Source organism: Streptomyces sp. NPDC001714, from assembly GCF_042892755.1.
Taxonomy (GTDB): Bacteria; Actinomycetota; Actinomycetes; order Streptomycetales; family Streptomycetaceae; genus Streptomyces.
Genome location: NZ_JBIAUL010000029.1, coordinates 70,930 through 87,464, shown reverse-complemented (window position 1 = coordinate 87,464; position 16,535 = coordinate 70,930). Strand labels below are relative to the sequence as shown.

General features: G+C 69.0%; 18 protein-coding genes and 2 pseudogenes. 8 read left to right on the top strand and 12 right to left on the bottom strand.

Annotated features, from left to right (window positions below; all coding sequences use genetic code 11):
* Positions 1 to 635: 635 nt before the first annotated feature.
* The 5 genes from ACFY0P_RS46080 to ACFY0P_RS46060 form a co-directional block, all read right to left on the bottom strand.
* Positions 636 to 1,058 (bottom strand): hypothetical protein, encoded by a 423-nt coding sequence (locus ACFY0P_RS46080; protein WP_388928226.1) that lies wholly within the window; start codon positions 1,056 to 1,058, stop codon positions 636 to 638.
* A gap of 1,034 nt (positions 1,059 to 2,092) precedes the next feature.
* Positions 2,093 to 2,326, bottom strand: a complete 234-nt coding sequence (locus tag ACFY0P_RS46075) for a hypothetical protein (RefSeq protein ID WP_388928223.1) — start codon at positions 2,324 to 2,326, stop codon at positions 2,093 to 2,095.
* An 88-nt stretch (positions 2,327 to 2,414) separates the two neighbouring features.
* Entirely contained in the window at positions 2,415 to 2,567 is a 153-nt protein-coding gene (locus ACFY0P_RS46070) for a hypothetical protein (protein ID WP_388928220.1), read from the bottom strand.
* Positions 2,564 to 2,827: a hypothetical protein gene (locus tag ACFY0P_RS46065; protein WP_388928217.1), complete on the bottom strand. Its 264-nt coding sequence runs from the start codon at positions 2,825 to 2,827 to the stop codon at positions 2,564 to 2,566. Before ACFY0P_RS46065 ends, ACFY0P_RS46070 begins: the two co-directional genes overlap by 4 nt.
* A 34-nt stretch (positions 2,828 to 2,861) precedes the next feature.
* A complete protein-coding gene (locus tag ACFY0P_RS46060) occupies positions 2,862 to 3,731 on the bottom strand; it encodes an IS5 family transposase (RefSeq protein WP_388928215.1) in 870 nt (289 codons plus the stop codon).
* A gap of 312 nt (positions 3,732 to 4,043) precedes the next feature.
* On the opposite strand from ACFY0P_RS46060, the gene ACFY0P_RS46055 reads away from it, so the two are divergent.
* The gene (locus ACFY0P_RS46055) at positions 4,044 to 4,400 is read left to right on the top strand and encodes a hypothetical protein (protein ID WP_388928212.1); all 357 of its coding nucleotides are present in this window, start codon (positions 4,044 to 4,046) and stop codon (positions 4,398 to 4,400) included.
* On the opposite strand, the gene ACFY0P_RS46050 is transcribed toward ACFY0P_RS46055, so the two are convergent.
* The 5 genes from ACFY0P_RS46050 to ACFY0P_RS46030 all read right to left on the bottom strand — a co-directional run bounded on the left by ACFY0P_RS46050 (position 4,390) and on the right by ACFY0P_RS46030 (position 8,268).
* Positions 4,390 to 5,210, bottom strand: a protein-coding gene (locus tag ACFY0P_RS46050) for an IS5 family transposase (RefSeq protein WP_388928209.1) whose coding sequence is annotated in 2 segments (ribosomal slippage) — positions 4,390 to 4,853 and positions 4,853 to 5,210 — 822 coding nt in all. Because the reading frame shifts where the segments join, the coding sequence is not laid out codon by codon here. The two genes, ACFY0P_RS46055 and ACFY0P_RS46050, sit on opposite strands and share 11 nt — an antisense overlap.
* Positions 5,211 to 5,290: 80 nt before the next feature.
* Entirely contained in the window at positions 5,291 to 6,001 is a 711-nt protein-coding gene (locus tag ACFY0P_RS46045; RefSeq protein WP_388928206.1) for a DUF429 domain-containing protein, read from the bottom strand.
* A gap of 330 nt (positions 6,002 to 6,331) precedes the next feature.
* The gene (locus tag ACFY0P_RS46040; RefSeq protein ID WP_388928203.1) at positions 6,332 to 7,051 is read right to left on the bottom strand and encodes a hypothetical protein; all 720 of its coding nucleotides are present in this window, start codon (positions 7,049 to 7,051) and stop codon (positions 6,332 to 6,334) included.
* Between the two features lie 191 nt (positions 7,052 to 7,242).
* A complete protein-coding gene (locus ACFY0P_RS46035; RefSeq protein WP_388928200.1) occupies positions 7,243 to 7,455 on the bottom strand; it encodes a hypothetical protein in 213 nt (70 codons plus the stop codon).
* A gap of 138 nt (positions 7,456 to 7,593) precedes the next feature.
* Positions 7,594 to 8,268 (bottom strand): SMI1/KNR4 family protein, encoded by a 675-nt coding sequence (locus ACFY0P_RS46030; protein ID WP_388928198.1) that lies wholly within the window; start codon positions 8,266 to 8,268, stop codon positions 7,594 to 7,596.
* 153 nt (positions 8,269 to 8,421) lie between these two features.
* On the opposite strand from ACFY0P_RS46030, the gene ACFY0P_RS46025 reads away from it, so the two are divergent.
* Together ACFY0P_RS46025 and ACFY0P_RS46020 are read left to right on the top strand one after the other, a co-directional pair.
* Complete coding sequence (locus ACFY0P_RS46025) at positions 8,422 to 8,895, top strand: hypothetical protein (RefSeq protein WP_388928195.1); 474 nt, start codon at positions 8,422 to 8,424, stop codon at positions 8,893 to 8,895.
* Positions 8,896 to 9,388: 493 nt separating this feature from the next.
* On the top strand, positions 9,389 to 10,663 hold the full coding sequence (locus ACFY0P_RS46020) for a cytochrome P450 (protein ID WP_388928192.1): 1,275 nt from the start codon (positions 9,389 to 9,391) through the stop codon (positions 10,661 to 10,663).
* 2 nt (positions 10,664 to 10,665) lie between these two features.
* Here the strand turns inward: ACFY0P_RS46020 and ACFY0P_RS46015 are convergent, their stop codons facing one another.
* On the bottom strand, positions 10,666 to 11,223 hold the full coding sequence (locus tag ACFY0P_RS46015) for a GNAT family N-acetyltransferase (RefSeq protein ID WP_388928190.1): 558 nt from the start codon (positions 11,221 to 11,223) through the stop codon (positions 10,666 to 10,668).
* 196 nt (positions 11,224 to 11,419) lie between these two features.
* Here ACFY0P_RS46015 and ACFY0P_RS46010 point away from each other — a divergent pair, with 196 nt between their 5' ends.
* The 4 genes and pseudogenes from ACFY0P_RS46010 to ACFY0P_RS45995 form a co-directional block, all read left to right on the top strand.
* Positions 11,420 to 11,611, top strand: a complete 192-nt coding sequence (locus ACFY0P_RS46010; protein ID WP_388928188.1) for a hypothetical protein — start codon at positions 11,420 to 11,422, stop codon at positions 11,609 to 11,611.
* A pseudogene (locus ACFY0P_RS46005) lies at positions 11,608 to 12,978 on the top strand (NAD(P)/FAD-dependent oxidoreductase); the annotation flags it as partial. The gene ACFY0P_RS46010 and the pseudogene ACFY0P_RS46005, both read left to right, overlap by 4 nt.
* Before the next feature lie 255 nt (positions 12,979 to 13,233).
* Positions 13,234 to 14,289 (top strand): cytochrome P450, encoded by a 1,056-nt coding sequence (locus ACFY0P_RS46000; protein WP_388928243.1) that lies wholly within the window; start codon positions 13,234 to 13,236, stop codon positions 14,287 to 14,289.
* Between the two features lie 509 nt (positions 14,290 to 14,798).
* Positions 14,799 to 15,341, top strand: a pseudogene (locus ACFY0P_RS45995) (carbohydrate binding domain-containing protein); the annotation flags it as partial.
* A gap of 152 nt (positions 15,342 to 15,493) precedes the next feature.
* Here ACFY0P_RS45995 and ACFY0P_RS45990 read toward each other — a convergent pair.
* Positions 15,494 to 15,967 (bottom strand): hypothetical protein, encoded by a 474-nt coding sequence (locus ACFY0P_RS45990; RefSeq protein ID WP_388928185.1) that lies wholly within the window; start codon positions 15,965 to 15,967, stop codon positions 15,494 to 15,496.
* A gap of 256 nt (positions 15,968 to 16,223) precedes the next feature.
* Between ACFY0P_RS45990 and ACFY0P_RS45985 the strand changes: the two genes are divergently transcribed.
* A complete protein-coding gene (locus ACFY0P_RS45985) occupies positions 16,224 to 16,451 on the top strand; it encodes a hypothetical protein (RefSeq protein ID WP_388928182.1) in 228 nt (75 codons plus the stop codon).
* Positions 16,452 to 16,535: the final 84 nt, after the last annotated feature.

The following is a 16,535-nucleotide window of genomic DNA, read 5'->3' as shown; positions in this document are numbered from 1 at the left end:
GCTACGAACGCAAGGCCGACCACTTCCTGGCATTCACCGCCATCGCCTGCAGCCTCATCTGCTACCGCAGACTCGCCAAATGAGACTGCGTCTAAGGCCCCCCAACCTCTCAGGCGGCTTGACCGCCCCTCAACCGGAAGGCCAAAAGTTACCGGCGACGGGAGAGGCTTCGCCAGTTGCCCTCCCCTAGCCGTGTTGGACAGTTGGTCAGCTGGCCAAGACCCGTCAGGCTCCGGCCCTTGACCCACGACCCGTCGCTTCATCTCCGCTCCGATCGTGAGGCGTGCGCACGGTATGTGATAAATATCCCCACTTGTTGCGCCGCTAGGACACGAACCAGCAGGTCAGAGCGCTCTTTCGGCCGGCACCAACACGCTCTCCGGAGCCGTGTGCGCAGGTTCGAATCCTGCCGCGGGCACCTTGCATGAGGTGCCCAAAGACCCCGTCACCAGCGGAAACGCTGAGGCCGGGGTCTTCTTGCATGTGCAGGCGTGTGCGGCCCGAAGAGGCCGTATGTCGGGGTCTGTGGACGAGGCGTGGAGGGGATCTTGATGCATCACGCCAGGTGAGCCCGCAAAACGACGTGCCCCGGGACAGGCGCGGCGGCCGCATCACTAGGCGCTACTGGTTCCCCGCTAGTCGGTGGTGACGCCCCAGTAGCCGATTTGCACGGGCCTACCGTCGCGGTAGAGCACCGTGCAGTTCCCTTGGCTGCGGCCCGGGAACTCCAACCGCCCGGAGTCGAGTGCGGCGTCCCACTCCTCGTAGCTGGGCCGGCCGTGAGGAGCCCACGCCCGCACCTCGCTATCGGTCAGCGGACGCATGAACGGACCGTCATCGGTGTCCTCGGCCTCGATCATGAGAGGGAAGTCCAGCACGGTTCCCGTGCCACCGGTGAAGATGTACTCCTGCCAGGCCGGGTCGCGCCAGAGTTGCTCAACGGACCGTCCCTCGAAGCCGCGGCTGTCGCGCGCCAGCTCGTCTTCCTGGCTCTGCCGGAACGCGGCCGCAAGATCACGCTGATACGGGCCAGTGCGGGCCCATTCGTCGCCGCCCATCCGCGTCTCCTCTCCATTCGAACTCCGTGTTCAAGAGCGCAGCGTAGGAGACGGCACTGACAGGTCATCTCGCCCAGCCGGTGGTCACATCCTGGAGGCCACCCAAAGATCACGCAGGGAGGCCAGCGCCTCGCTGGAACGCACCCGGTTCAGGCATGGCTCCAAGCCTGACGATGGCGAGCGGTGCCGTACACCCGCTCGACCTGCTCGGCCGTCAGCACCCCCGAGAGCGGCGCCAGTGCCGCTACCTGACGCTCCCGATAGACGCGCGCGCTGAGCTGCGTAGCGACCACCTTGCTTGCAGTCGACGCAGGATGAGCCGGGTGCCGGCCTGCCGCCCGCCACGACACGGGCCACGTGCGCGTGCCCGTGCCCGTGCCCGTGCTCGGCGTAGTACGCCTCGGCCTCCTCGGCCGTCCCGTCGAACTGCACCTGCGGCCCGTCCGCCGGCGAGCCCGACTTCGACGACACGCACCCGCTCGGGCCGGGCGGTGGGTGCAAACGGCTCGAACGCGCGGCCCCACTTCCGCGGCCAGGCCGCCTGGCGCCCGCGAACGGCCACGTACACGGCGATGGCGATCTCGCCGGGCTCGGAGTCCTTGGCCTCGCCGTGCCGCAGCCGTCGGTACTCGCGCAGTCGTCCGTCGGCCGACTCGTACCTGCGCCACCAGGCGTACATCTCACAGCACTTGCCGTTCTCCCGCCGAGCCACCCAGTACGGACGGACCGGCCGCAGCCGCTGCTCACCGTCGCCGGCACACGCTCCCACGTACGTGCGGAGCGCGTGCTCGGCATACGTCAGGTGACCGGGGTGGAGGGCGGGGCGCATCCCCGCCAGGGCCTGGTCGGGTGTCTCACCGTCGAACCCGTGGGCGCGGGCCTCCTGTTCGCGGGCCGCCCGCCGAGTCGGGCCGGGGCCGCGGGCAGGGCCAGGGCCGGTCAGGTGGACCAGCCGGAACTGGCTTTCCTGGATCTGCCAGCCGAAGCAGGGGGGCGTCTCCGCGGTGAACATCTCCACGTTGCCCTGGCCCCGGTCATCGCCGTCCGCACGATGCCCCGTCCTGCTCGATCTCCCGCGCCAGCTCTGCCCGGACGAGGCTCGAGACGTACAGGCAACGCAACTTCTGCACGGTCGCGTCCAGTCGAGCGCTCTTGAGGATCGCGACTGCTTCTTCTGGCAGCGGCAACGGTTCCGCGCGTGTGGGGGTGCCGACCTCGGCGGCCAGTCCCACGAGCTTGTCGATCAAGTCGAGCCAGTGCTCGAACACCTCGGCGCCGAACCCGTCCGCTCGCCGGAGATCGGCAGACAGGTCCGCAGCGCAGCACACAGGTCCTCGTAGCTGCGGTAACGCCAGGTCAGACCGTTCGGGACCATGAGCCGTCCGGCCAGCCGGGAGCGACCAGGCTGAGCAGTACCAGGACGGGATGGTCCAGGCCGTGGAGCTTGCCCGCCGCGTACGCATTCAACTGGCCGGTGTCCGGGATCGAGAACACTTTGTTCTCGATCACCAGCGGGGTGCGCCCGGGATCTCCACGACCAGATCAAGGTTGCGCCACTCCCGGCGTACCCGCGCCTCGCGGGTCTGGCCGGCGCGGGATACCTGCCAGGCGTCCAGCAACGCCTCGCCAGCGACTGGATATCGATCGAGGTACCAGGCGAGGGTGTCGCTGTGGAACAGTTCCTTGCTGCCTCTAGACATCGCGAACACCACATCGCCGGTCAGCGACTCCACCAATGTCGCGAGCCGGGCCAGCGAGCCGTCCAGCACCTTGCCTCCTAAGAGGTCGTTTTCTCCCGTTGTTTCATCCCGGTATGCGGATTTGATCCGGTGATGTCGTGTCGCGCCAGGAGATGGTGTTCTCGCCGGTGATGCGGCGGGCCATGAGGTCGGTCATGGCGAGGTGGATCATGGCCTCGGAGCGGGCTGGGAGGGTCTCGTAGTCGCGGGCCAGGCGGCGGTGGAGCATGAGCCAGCCGTAGGTCCGTTCCACGGCCCAGCGTTTGGGTATCGGGGTGAATCCCCTGGTCCCGGGGGTGCGGGCGCTGATCTCCATGTCGATGCCGAGGGTGGCGGCGTGCTCGACGAGGTGCTTGCGGTAGCCGCCGTCCACCCAGGTCTTGCGGATCGTGGGGTGGTCGGCGGCGACCTGGTCGAGCAGGAGGGTGCCGGCGTTGGAGTCCTGGACACTGGCCGCGGTGACCAGGACCGCGAGCAGGAGGCCGAGGGTGTCGGACACGATGCTCCGCTTGCGGCCCACGATCTTCTTGGCGTTGTCCGTGCCCTGGCTCGCGGCGGGGACGCTGGTGGAGGTCTTCACGCTCTGGGCGTCGATCACGCAGGCCGACGGCTCGGTGTTACGGCCCTCCTGTTCGCGGACCAGCTCCCGTAACAGGCCGTTGAGCTGGGCGAAGATGCCGTCTTTCTGCCACTTGGCGAAGTAGCCGTAGACGGAGTTCCAGTGGGGGAAGTCGTGCGGCAGGTAGCGCCACTGCACCCCGGTGCGGTCCACGTACAAGATCGCGTTCATGATCTCGCGGAGGTCGAGTTCGGCGGGCCGGCCGAATGCCAGCGCCCGGCCGTGGCGCTCGTAGCGCCAGGCGGCCAGGACCGGCTCGATCAGCTCCCAGCGGGCATCGGACAGATCACTCGGATACGGACGACGGTCAGCCATGACTTGGAGATACCGCTGTTCAGGGGCGTGCGCCCAGGCGTGCGTGCGGCCGTGTCGAAGCACGGGACGGACCCGGGCGTCCTGGAATGAGACAGGCGCAAGCCGTCCTCCGCCCCAGGCGTCACACCATTCGTCTCGGCATCCACCACCAGCCCGACAGCCCCACCAGCACCAGATCACCGGACGGCAGAAACATTGCCGTACCTCAATGAAATAGGTGAAAACGACCTCTAAGACGTCGTTTCTTATGGCTGACGCTCGCGCCGTTGACCGACCGCGCGGATGTCAGTGCGGTATGGGAGCCTCCCAGGCATGACTTACGACCTTGCTGTCTGGGAAGGCGAGAGACCAGCGGATGACAAGACCGCCGGCCAGATCTTCAGCGATCTGTACGACCGCTACATCGATGGGGAGGTGGAGGAGCCTCCTTCTGAACGCATTGCGGCCTACGTCGCTGCGTTGCTTGAGCGGTGGTGCGACATCACCGAGGACGACGAGGACACCTCGCCCTGGTCCACTGGTCCGTTGATCGACGAGGCAAGCGGTCCGCTGATCTACTTCGCCATGCGGTGGAGCATGGCTGAAGAGGCATCGGCCTACGCGGCGGCCGTCGCGCAGTCCATGGGGCTGATCTGCTTCGACGTTCAGCAGGACCGGCTCAGGCCGTGAGCGCAGTAACCAATCGGCGGTAGCCGATGAGGATTGCGGCTATGCCGACGAAGGCGAGAAAGTGTTCGGCCTTGCGCTCGTAGCGGCGGTGGAGCCTTCGGCAGCCGGCCAGCCAGGACACGGTTCTCTCCACCACCCAACGGTGCCTGCCCAGCCGTTGTGATGACTCAATGCCCTTACGTGCGATGCGGTGGCGGATGCCACGCTGGTGGAGCCATCGGCGCAGGTGGTCGTAGTCGTAACCCTTGTCCGCGTGCAGTTTCGCCGGTCTCCGGCGCCGAGGGCCGCGGCGGGACCGGATGGGCGGCATGCCCCGCACCAGCGGTTCCAGACCCTGGCTGTCGTGCATGTTCGCACCGGAGATACCCAAGGACAGCGGCAGCCCGTTCCGGTCACAGATCAGGTGGATCTTCGATCCCAGCTTGCCGCGATCGGTCGGATTCGGTCCCGTCAGTGGCCCCCTTTTGCAGCGCGCAGGCTGACCGAGTCGATCGCGCACCGGGACCAGTCCAGCTCACCCCGCGCTCCGAGTTCGTCGAGGATCACGCGGTAAAGCCGGGCCCAGACCCGGTCCCGGCTCCACTGGGCGAACCTGCGGTAGACCGTGGGCCAGGCGGGGCCGAACACCGGCGGCAGCTGCCGCCACGTGCAGCCTGACGTCGCCACGAAGATGATCGCTGCCAAAGCTTCACGGTCACCTGCCCGACGCCGACCACCACCCTGCGGACGCGTGACCACTGTCGGTGGCACCACTCGCCTGAACAGCACCCACAACTCGTCCGGCACCAGCCGCTCAACGAGATCAGTCATGTACGGATCAACGACCGATGGCGCCATAAGAAACGACGTCTAAGTGCCCCCGCGAACTCATTCGATACTCGATGGCTTGATCAGTATCGAATCTCGACGAGGCGCCCTTCTGTATCCGGCTCGGGGACCTCAGGAACCCGGTTCGCCGTCCCGAGCGCAATCCGGTGCGCCGACCAGGCCGCAACGGCAGCGTCAAGCACATCGTCCACGGGAACGCGGTCCGCCTCGCCAATCTCGTCGGGGAGTACGAGGCCGGCCTTGGCCAGCAGGATGCGGCGCAGGTTCTGGCCGCGCCAGGTCCTCTTGGCGTAGGCCAGCGGCACTCCGCCGGCCAACGCATAGAAGGACACCTCGGGGTGCACCTCGTGGATCCGGTCATCGGCGAGCCAACACGCCCGCGCCTCAAGCAGCTTCGGCCGCAGCGCCCACGCCTGCTGGCTCAGCCGATTACCGGTGAGCTCCTGGCATCGGCCGGCGGCCGCCCTGTAGTCCCGCTCCTGCCACGCCATCCTCGGCGCTATGGGGAAAACGCTGCTGCGCCGCACCCCGAGCAGCGCCCTGGCCGCAAGATCTGCAGCACGCCAGCCCTCCTCGACCAGGCCCAACGGCATGTCCACCGCGATCGCATCCACTTCGGCGGCGCGCTCGATCAGCCTCTCGAGCCGCAGATCCACCAGGCTGCCCGCGTACGCGCCGGCCGTGAGCCTGATCCCGACCCACCCCTGCTTACCGCAGGCGTCGACCCCAAGGACGTCCATCTCACCCTTCAGCCGGACGACGGTCTGGATCACCAGCAGCCCGCCCCCGACCGCCGGTTTTCCCTGTTTCCATGCCCCGTGTCCCCCACCGGGGGCACTCAGCGCAAGTGTGCCAAAGACCCCACCATCAGCGAGTCCGCTGAGTGCGGGATCTTGTCGTTTGTGCAGGTGGATATGGTCGGAAGCAGCCGCTTGTCGGTGATCACGTTGTAATAGCGTGTTGATCTTGAGGGGCTTCGCGGCAGGTCAGAAGGAGTTAGTTTCGCAGGACCAGCAAACCCAGTCTCCACCGCAGTCGGCTCGGTGGCTCCCCGCGCTGCCCGCGACGACAAGTGGCGGCTGTGCTGCCCGACCGTCGGTCGATCACTGTCCGGGGATCGTCACCCTGTCGTCCTGCGGGCCTCGGACGCGGGCGAGCAGGCGGTCAATGGCGGGGCGCAGGGGCGCGGGTTGCGCGATGGACGCCCAGGTCTCGATACCCACGGGCCGGCCACCGTCCCGCTCGATACCCTCGACCAGGCGAGCAAGGTCCTCCTGGTGGAGTGTGCCGTTGACGAAGAGGTAGGCGGCGCAGTCCACCTCTCGGGCCCGTCGTACGAAGCTGTCCGTAGATGTCGCCGAGATATGGCCGGAGTCGTCCACGGCGTACGCGGCGAAGACGCCGATTCTGGCGCCGTCGGGCTGCGCCACGAGGACGGCTAGTGGCTCGCCCAGCCCGGCGTTGGGGTGGCGTTCCACCTGCTCACCTTCGGAGCGTGCGGCCTCGACTGCGTCGATGACCCGGTTCTCGAAGAGAGTGATCTCCACAGCGTGAACCGCTGGGTCCCGGTCTGCCGCCGGGTCGAGTTTCCTGAGAACGTCCAACGTGGCCTGGGCCTGATCGGTCAGCCCGGAATGGGCTTGTTCGGCCGCCTGCCTGCGCAATTCCGACATCGTGAACTCCCAGTCGCCGATTCGCACGCTTTCGATGGTGCGGCCGCTGACGGCCATCAGGAGAAACAGGGCGCCGATCACGACCAAGGTGGCACTGCCTGCCTGGTTCTTCGAGATGAAGACGGCTACCACTCCGGCCCCGGCGAACACGCTCCCGGCCACTCCGGCCGCAGGCCGCTCCCACCTGCCGTCCAAAGGCCCCAAGCGAACGGGGCGCGGCCCGTCTTGCGTCCCTGTCGAACTTCCAACTCCTCTCGGCATGCGTGGATCCTATGATCAGGTCCCCGGCTCGGGCTCCTGTTCTTCCCTAACTCCCACTTTACTCAGCGGAGTTCGAGACCTCACTTGGCGTAGCTGTTCAGAAGGACGTCCGCCGAGTGGCCGGCGCGAGCGGTGACCTCCGGCGCCGGAATGCCGGAGTTGAGCCGCTGGGACACGCCCGCGTGACGGAGGTCGTACGACCGGAAGGCCAGGACCGAGGAGACCTGATGGGGCACGATCGCCAGTTGCCGAGCCTGCTTCCGGGCGCGGGAGTACGGCGAGGCGGCGATCACGTTTCCGCGCTCGCGATGCGCTCCACACCAGACACAGCCTCGACCACCTCACCGGGTTGGTTGAAGACCCGGCTCGAACGGACGCAGTAACCTGGTCCGTTCAGCCGACCGCAACGCTCAGCAGCACCGGGCGATGACCTACGACAGGGCTGTGAGCTCGGCCTTCTCCAGCCAGTCGGTGTACCAGCGGGCGAACGTCACCGGCGTACCGTCGTCGTCGAGGAGAGGGGCGAGGTCGACGTCGTCCACCCGGCAATCGGACCAGATCGTGCCGCGGTGGCTGCCGCTGACGATCAGCCACTCTCTTTGGGCGCAGCCCAGGTGGGAGATCACGATCGCGCCGGCGGTGCGTTCCGGGGCGAACATGACGGCCTCCCACCGCTCGTCCCACGCTTCCATGGCGTCGTCGAAATCCTCCATGTCGTCGAAGTCCTCTTCCTCGGGACATTGGGCGAGAACTTCGTCGAGCAGCTCCGGATCCGGACCCTGGTCGGGGAACGGCTCGGCAAGCCGCGCCAGGTCAGCCAGGTCCGCGCCGTCGCCCTCCCAACGCCAACGGCCCTGCACGCGCCGGACCGGGAACAGGCCGTACGCGGGGCCGGCTCCGCCCGCGCCCACGTGGAGCAGGAAGGCCCGGTATTCCTCCGGCAGTTGCACGCCAATCTGAGCCTCGAGTTCGGCAAGCTCGCCTTGGGTGAGCGGATCCTCCACGAGCCACTTGTGCCCCTGTGCACCGAAGACCTTGCCGGCCGCCTGGCCTGCACCGGCCCCCTCAACCCGCTGGCGTACGCCCGCCCACCACCGATCAGTCATGCGCAGACCGTACGTGCCGCCACTGACACCCGGGGAGCGGGGCCCCATGGCTGCCGCGGGAGCCGTCGGCGTCCCGGCAGATCCCGGCAGACACAGCACCCCAACCCGCCATCACTTTCTGTATTCGATAATCACTCTGTGTATGGTCTTCTCGTGGCCGCTCCCCGTACCGTCCGCCGCCTCCTGCTCGCCGCCGGCCTTCTGGTGCTGGTGCAGGCCGGAGTCGGCTTGGTCATCAATCTCTACGGCCTCTTTCCGGTTCACCATCGGGGCTCTCGGGCGGGAGCCCCTCGCATCGGGTACGAGAGCCTCGCCTGGACGGTCGGGCACGGCACCTCCGTCGCCCTCTCCGTGCACATCGCGCTCGGCCTCACGCTCGTCCTGCTGTCGATCGTCGCGGCAGCGGGCGCCGTGCTGCTCCGTCAGCGCGCGGTCGCGTTCTGGACCGTGCTCGGGGCGCTCCTGGTCATCGGCGCCGCTGTCTTCGGTGGGAGCTTTCTCGCCTACGGCAAGACCCTCAACTCACTGCTGATGGCCCTGTTCGCGCTGAGCGCCGAGGCGTGCTTCCATCTCGCCCTCGACCTTCTGCCATCTGAGCGGCACGGAGCTATGGCCACACTCCGTTGAGGTGCGCCGCATGATCGGCTGCTTTGCCGACATCCCACAGACGTCCCACACAGACGTCCCACACTGGCGTCCCACACTGACATCGACGCGTATTCGCGACCGCCGCCCTCGCTGCCCTTCGCGGCGGCGCTGCCGCTGGTCCCGGGTGCGGTGATCAGTGGTGAATGTGTGCGACCGATGAGTGGAATGTGCTCCTGTATCGCAGATATGACGTATGTGGCAACATGTCAGTGTGGCCTTTGGTGCTGAAGACAGGCGAGAGGAGTGCATCATGATCGCCAGGCTGCTCGGCAAACTGTCCTTCACCCGCCACTACGGTGCGTACGGGTCCCACGAGTGGGACGCCTACGCCGGCGACGACTAGGACTGACCACACCGTCGGCGGGCGCCCAGGGGACGCCCGCCGTTCCCAGCCACGCTGCCGACGACATCGGCCTGGACAGGTACGAGAGCCAGGGACGATCTCATGGGCCGAGGTAATGAGCCACCGCGGTTGTCCGGAGGCAACTTCGCGGCCTGGAGCCGTGACCGGCTGGCACTGGCGCGCCGTGGGGCCGAAGAGTGCGGGGACGTCTGGCAGCTGGAGCCGGGTGTCTACGTAGCCGCCGCGGCCGGGCCGTGTGAAGCGGTCCTGCGCCGCGCGCAGGACTTCCCCAAGGCGCCCTCGCCGCTCTTCCCGCCGTTGAAGCGGTCGAGCGGAGCACCGACATCCGAGGAGCGTGCGCACGCTCACACCGCCCGCATGCGCGGACTACGTGCGCAGGCGGTTGCCGCCCGGATCGGTGAGATCGCGCCCCGGACCGCCCGATTCGCCGACCAGTGGCCCACCGACCAGGACGTCGAGATCCTGCCCCCGGTCCGGCACACGCTGGCGGAGATCGGCGTGCACTACCTCTTCTCCGAAGACGCTCCCACCCTGCTGCCCTATGCCTGGCAGCTCTTCCTGGCCCGGGAGGTGCTCGTACGCCCCTCGCGTTGGGTGTGGCCGCGCTGGATCCCCACACCGGCACGGCGGTTCCGCACCCGGCAGCAGGTCGCCTTCACCGACGCCTTGCGGCCCATCGTTCGCCGGCGTCGTTCATCGGGCCGGTTCGGTGACGACATGCTGGGACAGATGCTCCAGCCCTCCCCCCACTACGGCCTGCTGCCGGAAGAGGCCGTCCTCGACACTCTCCCCGGAATCACCGTCGCCACCTTCGAGACACCTTCCCGGGCAGCCGGATGGATCCTGCTCCACCTGGCCCGGCACCCGCAGGCAGCGGACCGCGTCGCGGCCGAAGCCGCCTCGCTGCCCGCGGACCCGGCCGCGACGACCAGCGCCCACCTCGGCGGCCTGCGATACACCCAGGCACTGGTGAGCGAGGTGCTCCGGCTGTACCCCCCGAGTTGGCTGCTGACCCGGCGCGCCCCGCGGCAGACTCAGCTCGCCGACTACACCATCGACGCCGGATCCACCGTTCTCGTCTGCCCTTACACCGCCCACCGCGACGCACGGGAGTACTCCGAGCCGGACCAGTTCCGGCCCGAGCGCTGGCTCGATGATGCGGGTTCGCCGGCGAAACCCGGGGTCTTCCTCTCGTTCGGTACCGGGCCGCACGGCTGCGAGGGAGCCGCTCTGGCCATGGCGATGCTGACGCTCCTGACCGCGCAGACCGCCCGCTGCCACTACTTGAGCGAGCCGCCCGGTCCGGAACCCAGCTACCGGGTCACCACCCTCGAAGGCCTCGCGACTGTCGGCCTGCGCCTGCGCGCCACCGTGCGCGGCTGAGGTCATGGTCGGCTCATCGTGTGTCGCTGGTCGAACTCCTCGGCGAGCATTCCCATCATGACGAGGTCGTGGTGTCGGCCGGCGAAGAAAACGTGTTCGCGCAAGCGCCCCTCATCGGTGAAGCCGAGCCGACGGAAAAGTGCCAACGACGCGTCGTTGTGGGCGAAGATCGCTGCCAGGCATTTGTGATAGCGCCGCTCGGCGAACATGAAACGCAGCAGCAGCACTACGGCTTCTGCCGCGTAGCCCCTGCGCCGGTGGTCGACGCCGATCGTGACTTCACATTCGAACCAGCCTGAACGAGGACCGGTGCGATGTGAGCCGACCGTGCCGACCAGTTCTCCCGTGGCCGTCGCTTCGACCGCCAGCCGGAAGCGGTCGTCGTCGCACTCGGCAACGGCCTGCTCCCGCGTCCAGGCACGGTAGCTCTCGGCGGACCGCGGCAGATCCAGCCGGCTTTCTCGCCGCCCGTCGTCATCGGCGAAGCGCATGAACGCTGTCCAGTCGTCGGGCTCGACAGCGCGTAGGCGGACCCGATCACCGGTCCAGGACGATGCCATGCCCAATTTGATCACGCTGCCGTGCGCGTGAGCCCGAGAGGCACACCGGGGCAGGGCGCAAGTACGACTGTGCCGCCGCACCGTTACCGGTGCCGGTGCCGCCGTTACGCCGATTCTCTGACGGCATTCCGGGGCACCGTGCCACACGGTTTTCGCCGAAACGGCAATCCGAAAGAGCGCCGCTCACGTAACCAAAGTGCGGCCGCAACAGGGATACGCCCTGTTCCAGGCGCCGATCTCCTTGGTCGCGATGATCAATATTTTCCGTGGAGGCCCGCCGAGCGCGGTGTACGCGTTCGGGATGCACGGCAAGGAAACGCTGATGGACGACCCGGACCCCGACCAGCTGGTCGCGCGGGACGCACGGTTGGAGGCGTCGAGGCCATGACCAGTGCCGACAACCTGCGTGCGTTCAGGCGCGAGGGCCGCATCGTGATCGTCGGGGCGTCGCTGGCGGGGCTGCGGGCCGCGGAGGCTCTGCGGGACGAGGGTTTCACCGGATCGCTGACGATGATCGGTGACGAGCTGGGCGAGCCCTACGACCGGCCTCCCCTGTCCAAGCAGGTCCTCACGGGGTGGGTGCCCGCCGAGGGCACCAGGTTGCCGCGGCGGCGTGAGATCGACGCGGAGTGGCTGCTGGGGGTGCCGGCGAGGGGTCTTGACCTGGCCACCGACCACGTGCGGCTCGCCGACGGACGGGAGGTGCCCTTCGACCGGGTGCTGATCGCCACCGGGGTGCGGGCCCGGCCGTGGTTCGTGGGGTCCGAGGCGGCGCTGGACGGGGTGTTCGTCGTCCGGACCCGTGAGCACGCCGAAGGGCTGCAGCGGGCGCTGGCCGCGGGGCCCTCGCGGGTGCTGGTCATCGGGGCGGGGTTCACCGGCTCCGAGATCGCGTCGGTCTGCCGGGAGCGGGACATCCCGGTGACCGTCGCCGAGCTCGCGCCGTACCCGCTGGTCGGGGCGCTCGGCGCGATGATCGGCGAGGTGGCGGCGCAGATGCAGCGGGCCCACGGTGTCGACCTGCGGTGCGGTGTCAAGGTCACCCGGCTGGAGGGCGACGACCAGGGACGGCTGCGCCGTGCGCACTTCGACGACGGCAGCACGGTCGACACCGACGTGGCGGTGGTCGCCCTCGGGAGCATCCGCAACACCGAGTGGCTGCGGGAGTCGGGGCTGGCGGCGGGCGTGTGGGGAGTCACCTGTGACACGGCGTGCCGCGCCCTCGACGTCGACGGCCGCGTCATCGACGACGTCTTTGCCGCGGGGGACGTGGCACGCTGTCCGAACCCCCTCTACGAACACCGGCTCATCTCGCTGGAGCACTGGGCCAACGCGGTGGAGCAGGCCGAGGTCGCGGCCCACAACATGGTCAACGGCCAGGCGGAGCGCTGGCTCCACCTGTCCGTCCCACTGTTCTGGTCGATCCAGTTCGGCGTCAACATCAAGTCCGTCGGCGTGCCCACCTTCGCCGACGAGGTGGTCGTCAGCCAGGGGTCGGTGTCCGACCACCGCTTCGTCGCCGCGTACGGCTACCAGGGCCGGGTCACCGCGGCGGTGACCTTCAACAACGCGAAGTGGCTCGACCACTACCGGCGGCTCATCGAGACGGCCGCGCCCTTCCCGCCGCCCTGCCCCACGCCGGACCAGCCCGTCGACACGAAACCGGTGCCCGTCGACTTCCCCGGTCCCGCCCTGCTCGCCCAGGGCGCGACCGTGGTCGTCACCGGACACGACCCGGGCGAGCAACACGTCACGGCCGTGCATTGGCATCGGCATCGGCATCGGCAGGAGGAAGGCCGGACGACCACCACGTCCGGGACGTCCGGCACGCTGCAACGGATCTTCGACTACTCCTCCCGGGCCGACCCGTACCCGCTCTATGCCGAGCTGCGCAGGACGCCGGTGGCCCGGCAGGAGGACGGCAGTTACGTCATCAGCACCTATCGCGAGATCACGGACGTACTGAACGACCCGCATCTCAGTTCCGACGTCCGCAACCTGTCTCGTCCGATGCCCTCGGCCGAGGGAGAGGGAGACCGAGCGGGCGAGGGAGTGGGCGAGGGACAGGGAGCGGCCACGTCGTCGTTCATCCACATGGACCCGCCCGAGCACGACCGCCTGCGGCGGATGGCGACCCGCCACTTCGGCCCCCCGCACACCCCTGGGCTGGTGACCGGGCTCGAAGGTTTCCTGACCGCCACCGTCGGTGGCCTGGTCGACGGTTTGGCGGGCAAGGAGCGGATCGACGTCGTCGACGATTTCGCCTTTCCGCTCCCCGTCACCGTGATCTGTCACCTGCTCGGCGTGCCGCGCGAGGACGAGCCAAGGTTCCACCTCTGGGTGAGCGACCTGATGAGCTCGATCGACTACGACCCCGAGACCGACCCGAAGGAGAAACTGGACAAGGGCGTACGGGCCCGCAGTGACCTGCTCCAGCGCCTCGGCGAGTTGGTGGCACAGCGCCACGGCCGGCCGGGAGACGGCCTGCTGGCACGGCTGGCCAACGACGACGGGCCCGACGGGCGGATGACCGACGCCGACATCGTCGCCACCGCCAAAGTGCTCCTCGTCGCCGGCCACGAGACTGTGGTCAACCTCATCGCCAACGGCATGCTGACGCTGCTGCGCCACCCGCAGGTGCTGCAACGGCTGCGCGACGAACCGGACCTGATCGTGCCGCTGGTCGAGGAACTGCTCCGCTACGAACCCCCCGTGCAGATCATTCCCTGGCGCGCGGCGTACAGCGACGTCACCGTCGCCGACACCGTCATCCCCCGGGGCTCGCAGATCATGCTGATGCTGGCCTCGGGCAGCCGCGACCCGAACCGCTTCCACGATCCGGACCGCTTCGACCCCGACCGGCGCGACAACCGGCACCTCGGCTTCGGCAGCGGCATCCACCTCTGCTTCGGCGGCCCACTGGCCCGACGCGAGGCCCAGATCGCGCTGACCGAGCTGGTACGCCGCCTCGACCACCCCAGGCTGGTCGCCGACCCGCCCCCGTACCGGCGCAGCCCCGTGCTGCGCGGGCCGATCCACCTGGACATCGAGCAGGGGGACGGTTGACGCGGCAGCCGAAGGGCAGTTGCAAGGTCGCGCAGGGGCTCGAACCCGCGGCCGGGGACCCGGGCTCGGCTGTCCCCGACCTCACGGGCGGCGATCGTGGCTTCTCCGGGCGGGCTCGGCTGAACCTCCGGAACGGGCGTTGCGTATGAATTCCCGCAGGGACAGCTCTGGTCTGTGCCACGGGACGCAAGGAGAGCACCGTGCCCACACCGCCCGCGTCCGGCGCACCGGACGACCGCACCGCGCCGGAGCCCATCCGTGTGCTGCGCACGCGCGGCACCGACGCGCTGGCCCGGCTGCTCGACGACATACGCCAGGACAAGGACTACCGCAGCCACCCAACCGTGGCCGCACCCGGCCCTCGGACCCCGGCCGACGGCGAGACGGCGGAACTCCCGGCCGTCCCCGGCGGCAGGACGGAGGAACTCCCCGCACTCGCCGGAGACACCGGCCCGCCGCGTCCCGCGGACCGCCCGCGTCTGGGGCCCGGACAGCGCCGGGCGGCCGTGGTGATCGGGGTCGTCGCGGCGGCCGTCGTCGGCTTCGGCTGCGCTCTCCTGATCCCCGGCACCACGGCGGCCACCCCGGCCGCTCCCCCGGCGAGCGCGTCGGCCGCCCCGACGTCGGCCGCCCCGGGCGCGGTCGGGGCCGCCGACGGCTTGACCAACGCCGGCTTCGAGTCGGGCGGCCTCGCGCCGTGGAGCTGCGCCGGCAACCCGGGCACGATCGTCTCCTCCCCTGTCCACACGGGCTCCAAGGCCCTTCAGGGGACGGTGAGTTCGAGCGACACCGCGCAGTGCGACCAGACCGTCGCGGTACGGCCGGACACCACCTACTCGCTCAGCGGCTGGGTCCGCGGCTCCTACGTCTACCTGGGCGTGACCGGCGGCGTCTCCACCTGGACCGACTCCCCCTCCCGATACCGCCCGCTGACCGTCTCCTTCACCACGGGCGCCTCCCAGACCCGCGCGACGATCTACGTGCACGGCTGGTACGCACAGGGCGGCTACTACGCCGACGACATCACCCTGCACGGGCCCGGTGGCGGCGGTCATATCTGAGGGCCGGTCTTCCGGGCGCTGGTACAAGGGCAGGCGGGCCCGGGAGCAAGCCGTCGGCTTCGGGCTCGCCATGGCGAACTGAGGCGTGCGGGGGGCGTACGCCTCCGACTCCGGCTCCGTGGCCCGGGCCAGGCAGCCGTTGACTACGTGGAAGGGGCGTAGGGGTTCCCGTGGGACGCCGGCGGGCCACTCCACCACACTGCCGGCGGCGGGACAGGGACCCAGTCCGGGCCGCGGTGGTCCAGCCACCACCTGCCGATGGTGTGGAACTTCTCCTCGAAGCCGCGATCCCAGCTGAGGAACCCGGTCATCGGCGCCCGCAGGCGGGTGTGGCGGCCGCCCGCTTCGTAGATCACGACGGTCCGGCTTCCGAGGAGCGACTCGATCTGGATGGCTTGGACGTCGGACCACTGGATGGTCCGGCGGCGGAGGTTGTGCGCGATGGCCGCCGACGGTGTGAGAGTGACCCCGAACGACCGCGTGGTGATCAGCGCCAGGGGCAGCAGGACTCCCCAGATGAGCAGTCCCGGGACGAGTGCGGGATCAATCGGTCCCCCGTCCAGCCAGAACAAGGTCTGGGAGAAGGTGGCGGCGACGAATCCGGGCAGTGTGGGCAACAGGCGTTGAGGGCGCGTCAACCGGTAACGGATACGTTCCGGCGGCGTAGCCACAGGGTCCGATTGCTCCACCGATTCCCGCCCCCCAACACCATGCAGCCCGCGCCGTTCCGTCAGCGCCAGGACAGCATGGCTGACCACGGGAACCCTGTCCATGTGCGTGCCTGCTCCTGAGCTGTCCGCGGCGTCGGCGCGGGTGGGCGGCAGAAGCGAGGGGGACTGTGGGCGCCAGGACGCCGGGGGGCATGATGATGCGATGAATTCCTGGCTGAGCACCCGGAGCGCATGGCTGCTCGTACTGCTCTTGTGGGCGGTCACGCTGGCAGCCGCCCTGCTCGGAGTCGCGTTCGACCGAGCCTTCCTCGAACACCGCCCTCTCACGCCCTTCGCCTCTCATCTCCCCATGACGGTGGGCGGCACCTTCTTCGTCGCCGCCGCCGGCGCCGGGGGGTTGCGTCGTGGACGACGTCGGCAGGACCGGTAGAGGCGGAGAGACGGTCACGGGCAGGCGCCATCGGATGAGGACGTCGTAGCCGGCATGGCATGACCCAGGCCGGGGTCGGGGCCT

Bases quoted from the DNA above. Each gene is read 5' to 3' on its own strand.
- ACFY0P_RS46080 (WP_388928226.1), bottom strand. From the start codon at position 1,058: ATGGGCGGCGACGAATGGGCCCGCACTGGCCCGTATCAGCGTGATCTT.
- ACFY0P_RS46060 (WP_388928215.1), bottom strand. From the start codon at position 3,731: ATGGCTGACCGTCGTCCGTATCCGAGTGATCTGTCCGATGCCCGCTGG.
- ACFY0P_RS46055 (WP_388928212.1), top strand. From the start codon at position 4,044: ATGACTTACGACCTTGCTGTCTGGGAAGGCGAGAGACCAGCGGATGAC.
- ACFY0P_RS46030 (WP_388928198.1), bottom strand. From the start codon at position 8,268: ATGACTGATCGGTGGTGGGCGGGCGTACGCCAGCGGGTTGAGGGGGCC.
- ACFY0P_RS46015 (WP_388928190.1), bottom strand. From the start codon at position 11,223: ATGGCATCGTCCTGGACCGGTGATCGGGTCCGCCTACGCGCTGTCGAG.
- ACFY0P_RS46000 (WP_388928243.1), top strand. From the start codon at position 13,234: ATGCCCTCGGCCGAGGGAGAGGGAGACCGAGCGGGCGAGGGAGTGGGC.
- ACFY0P_RS45985 (WP_388928182.1), top strand. From the start codon at position 16,224: ATGAATTCCTGGCTGAGCACCCGGAGCGCATGGCTGCTCGTACTGCTC.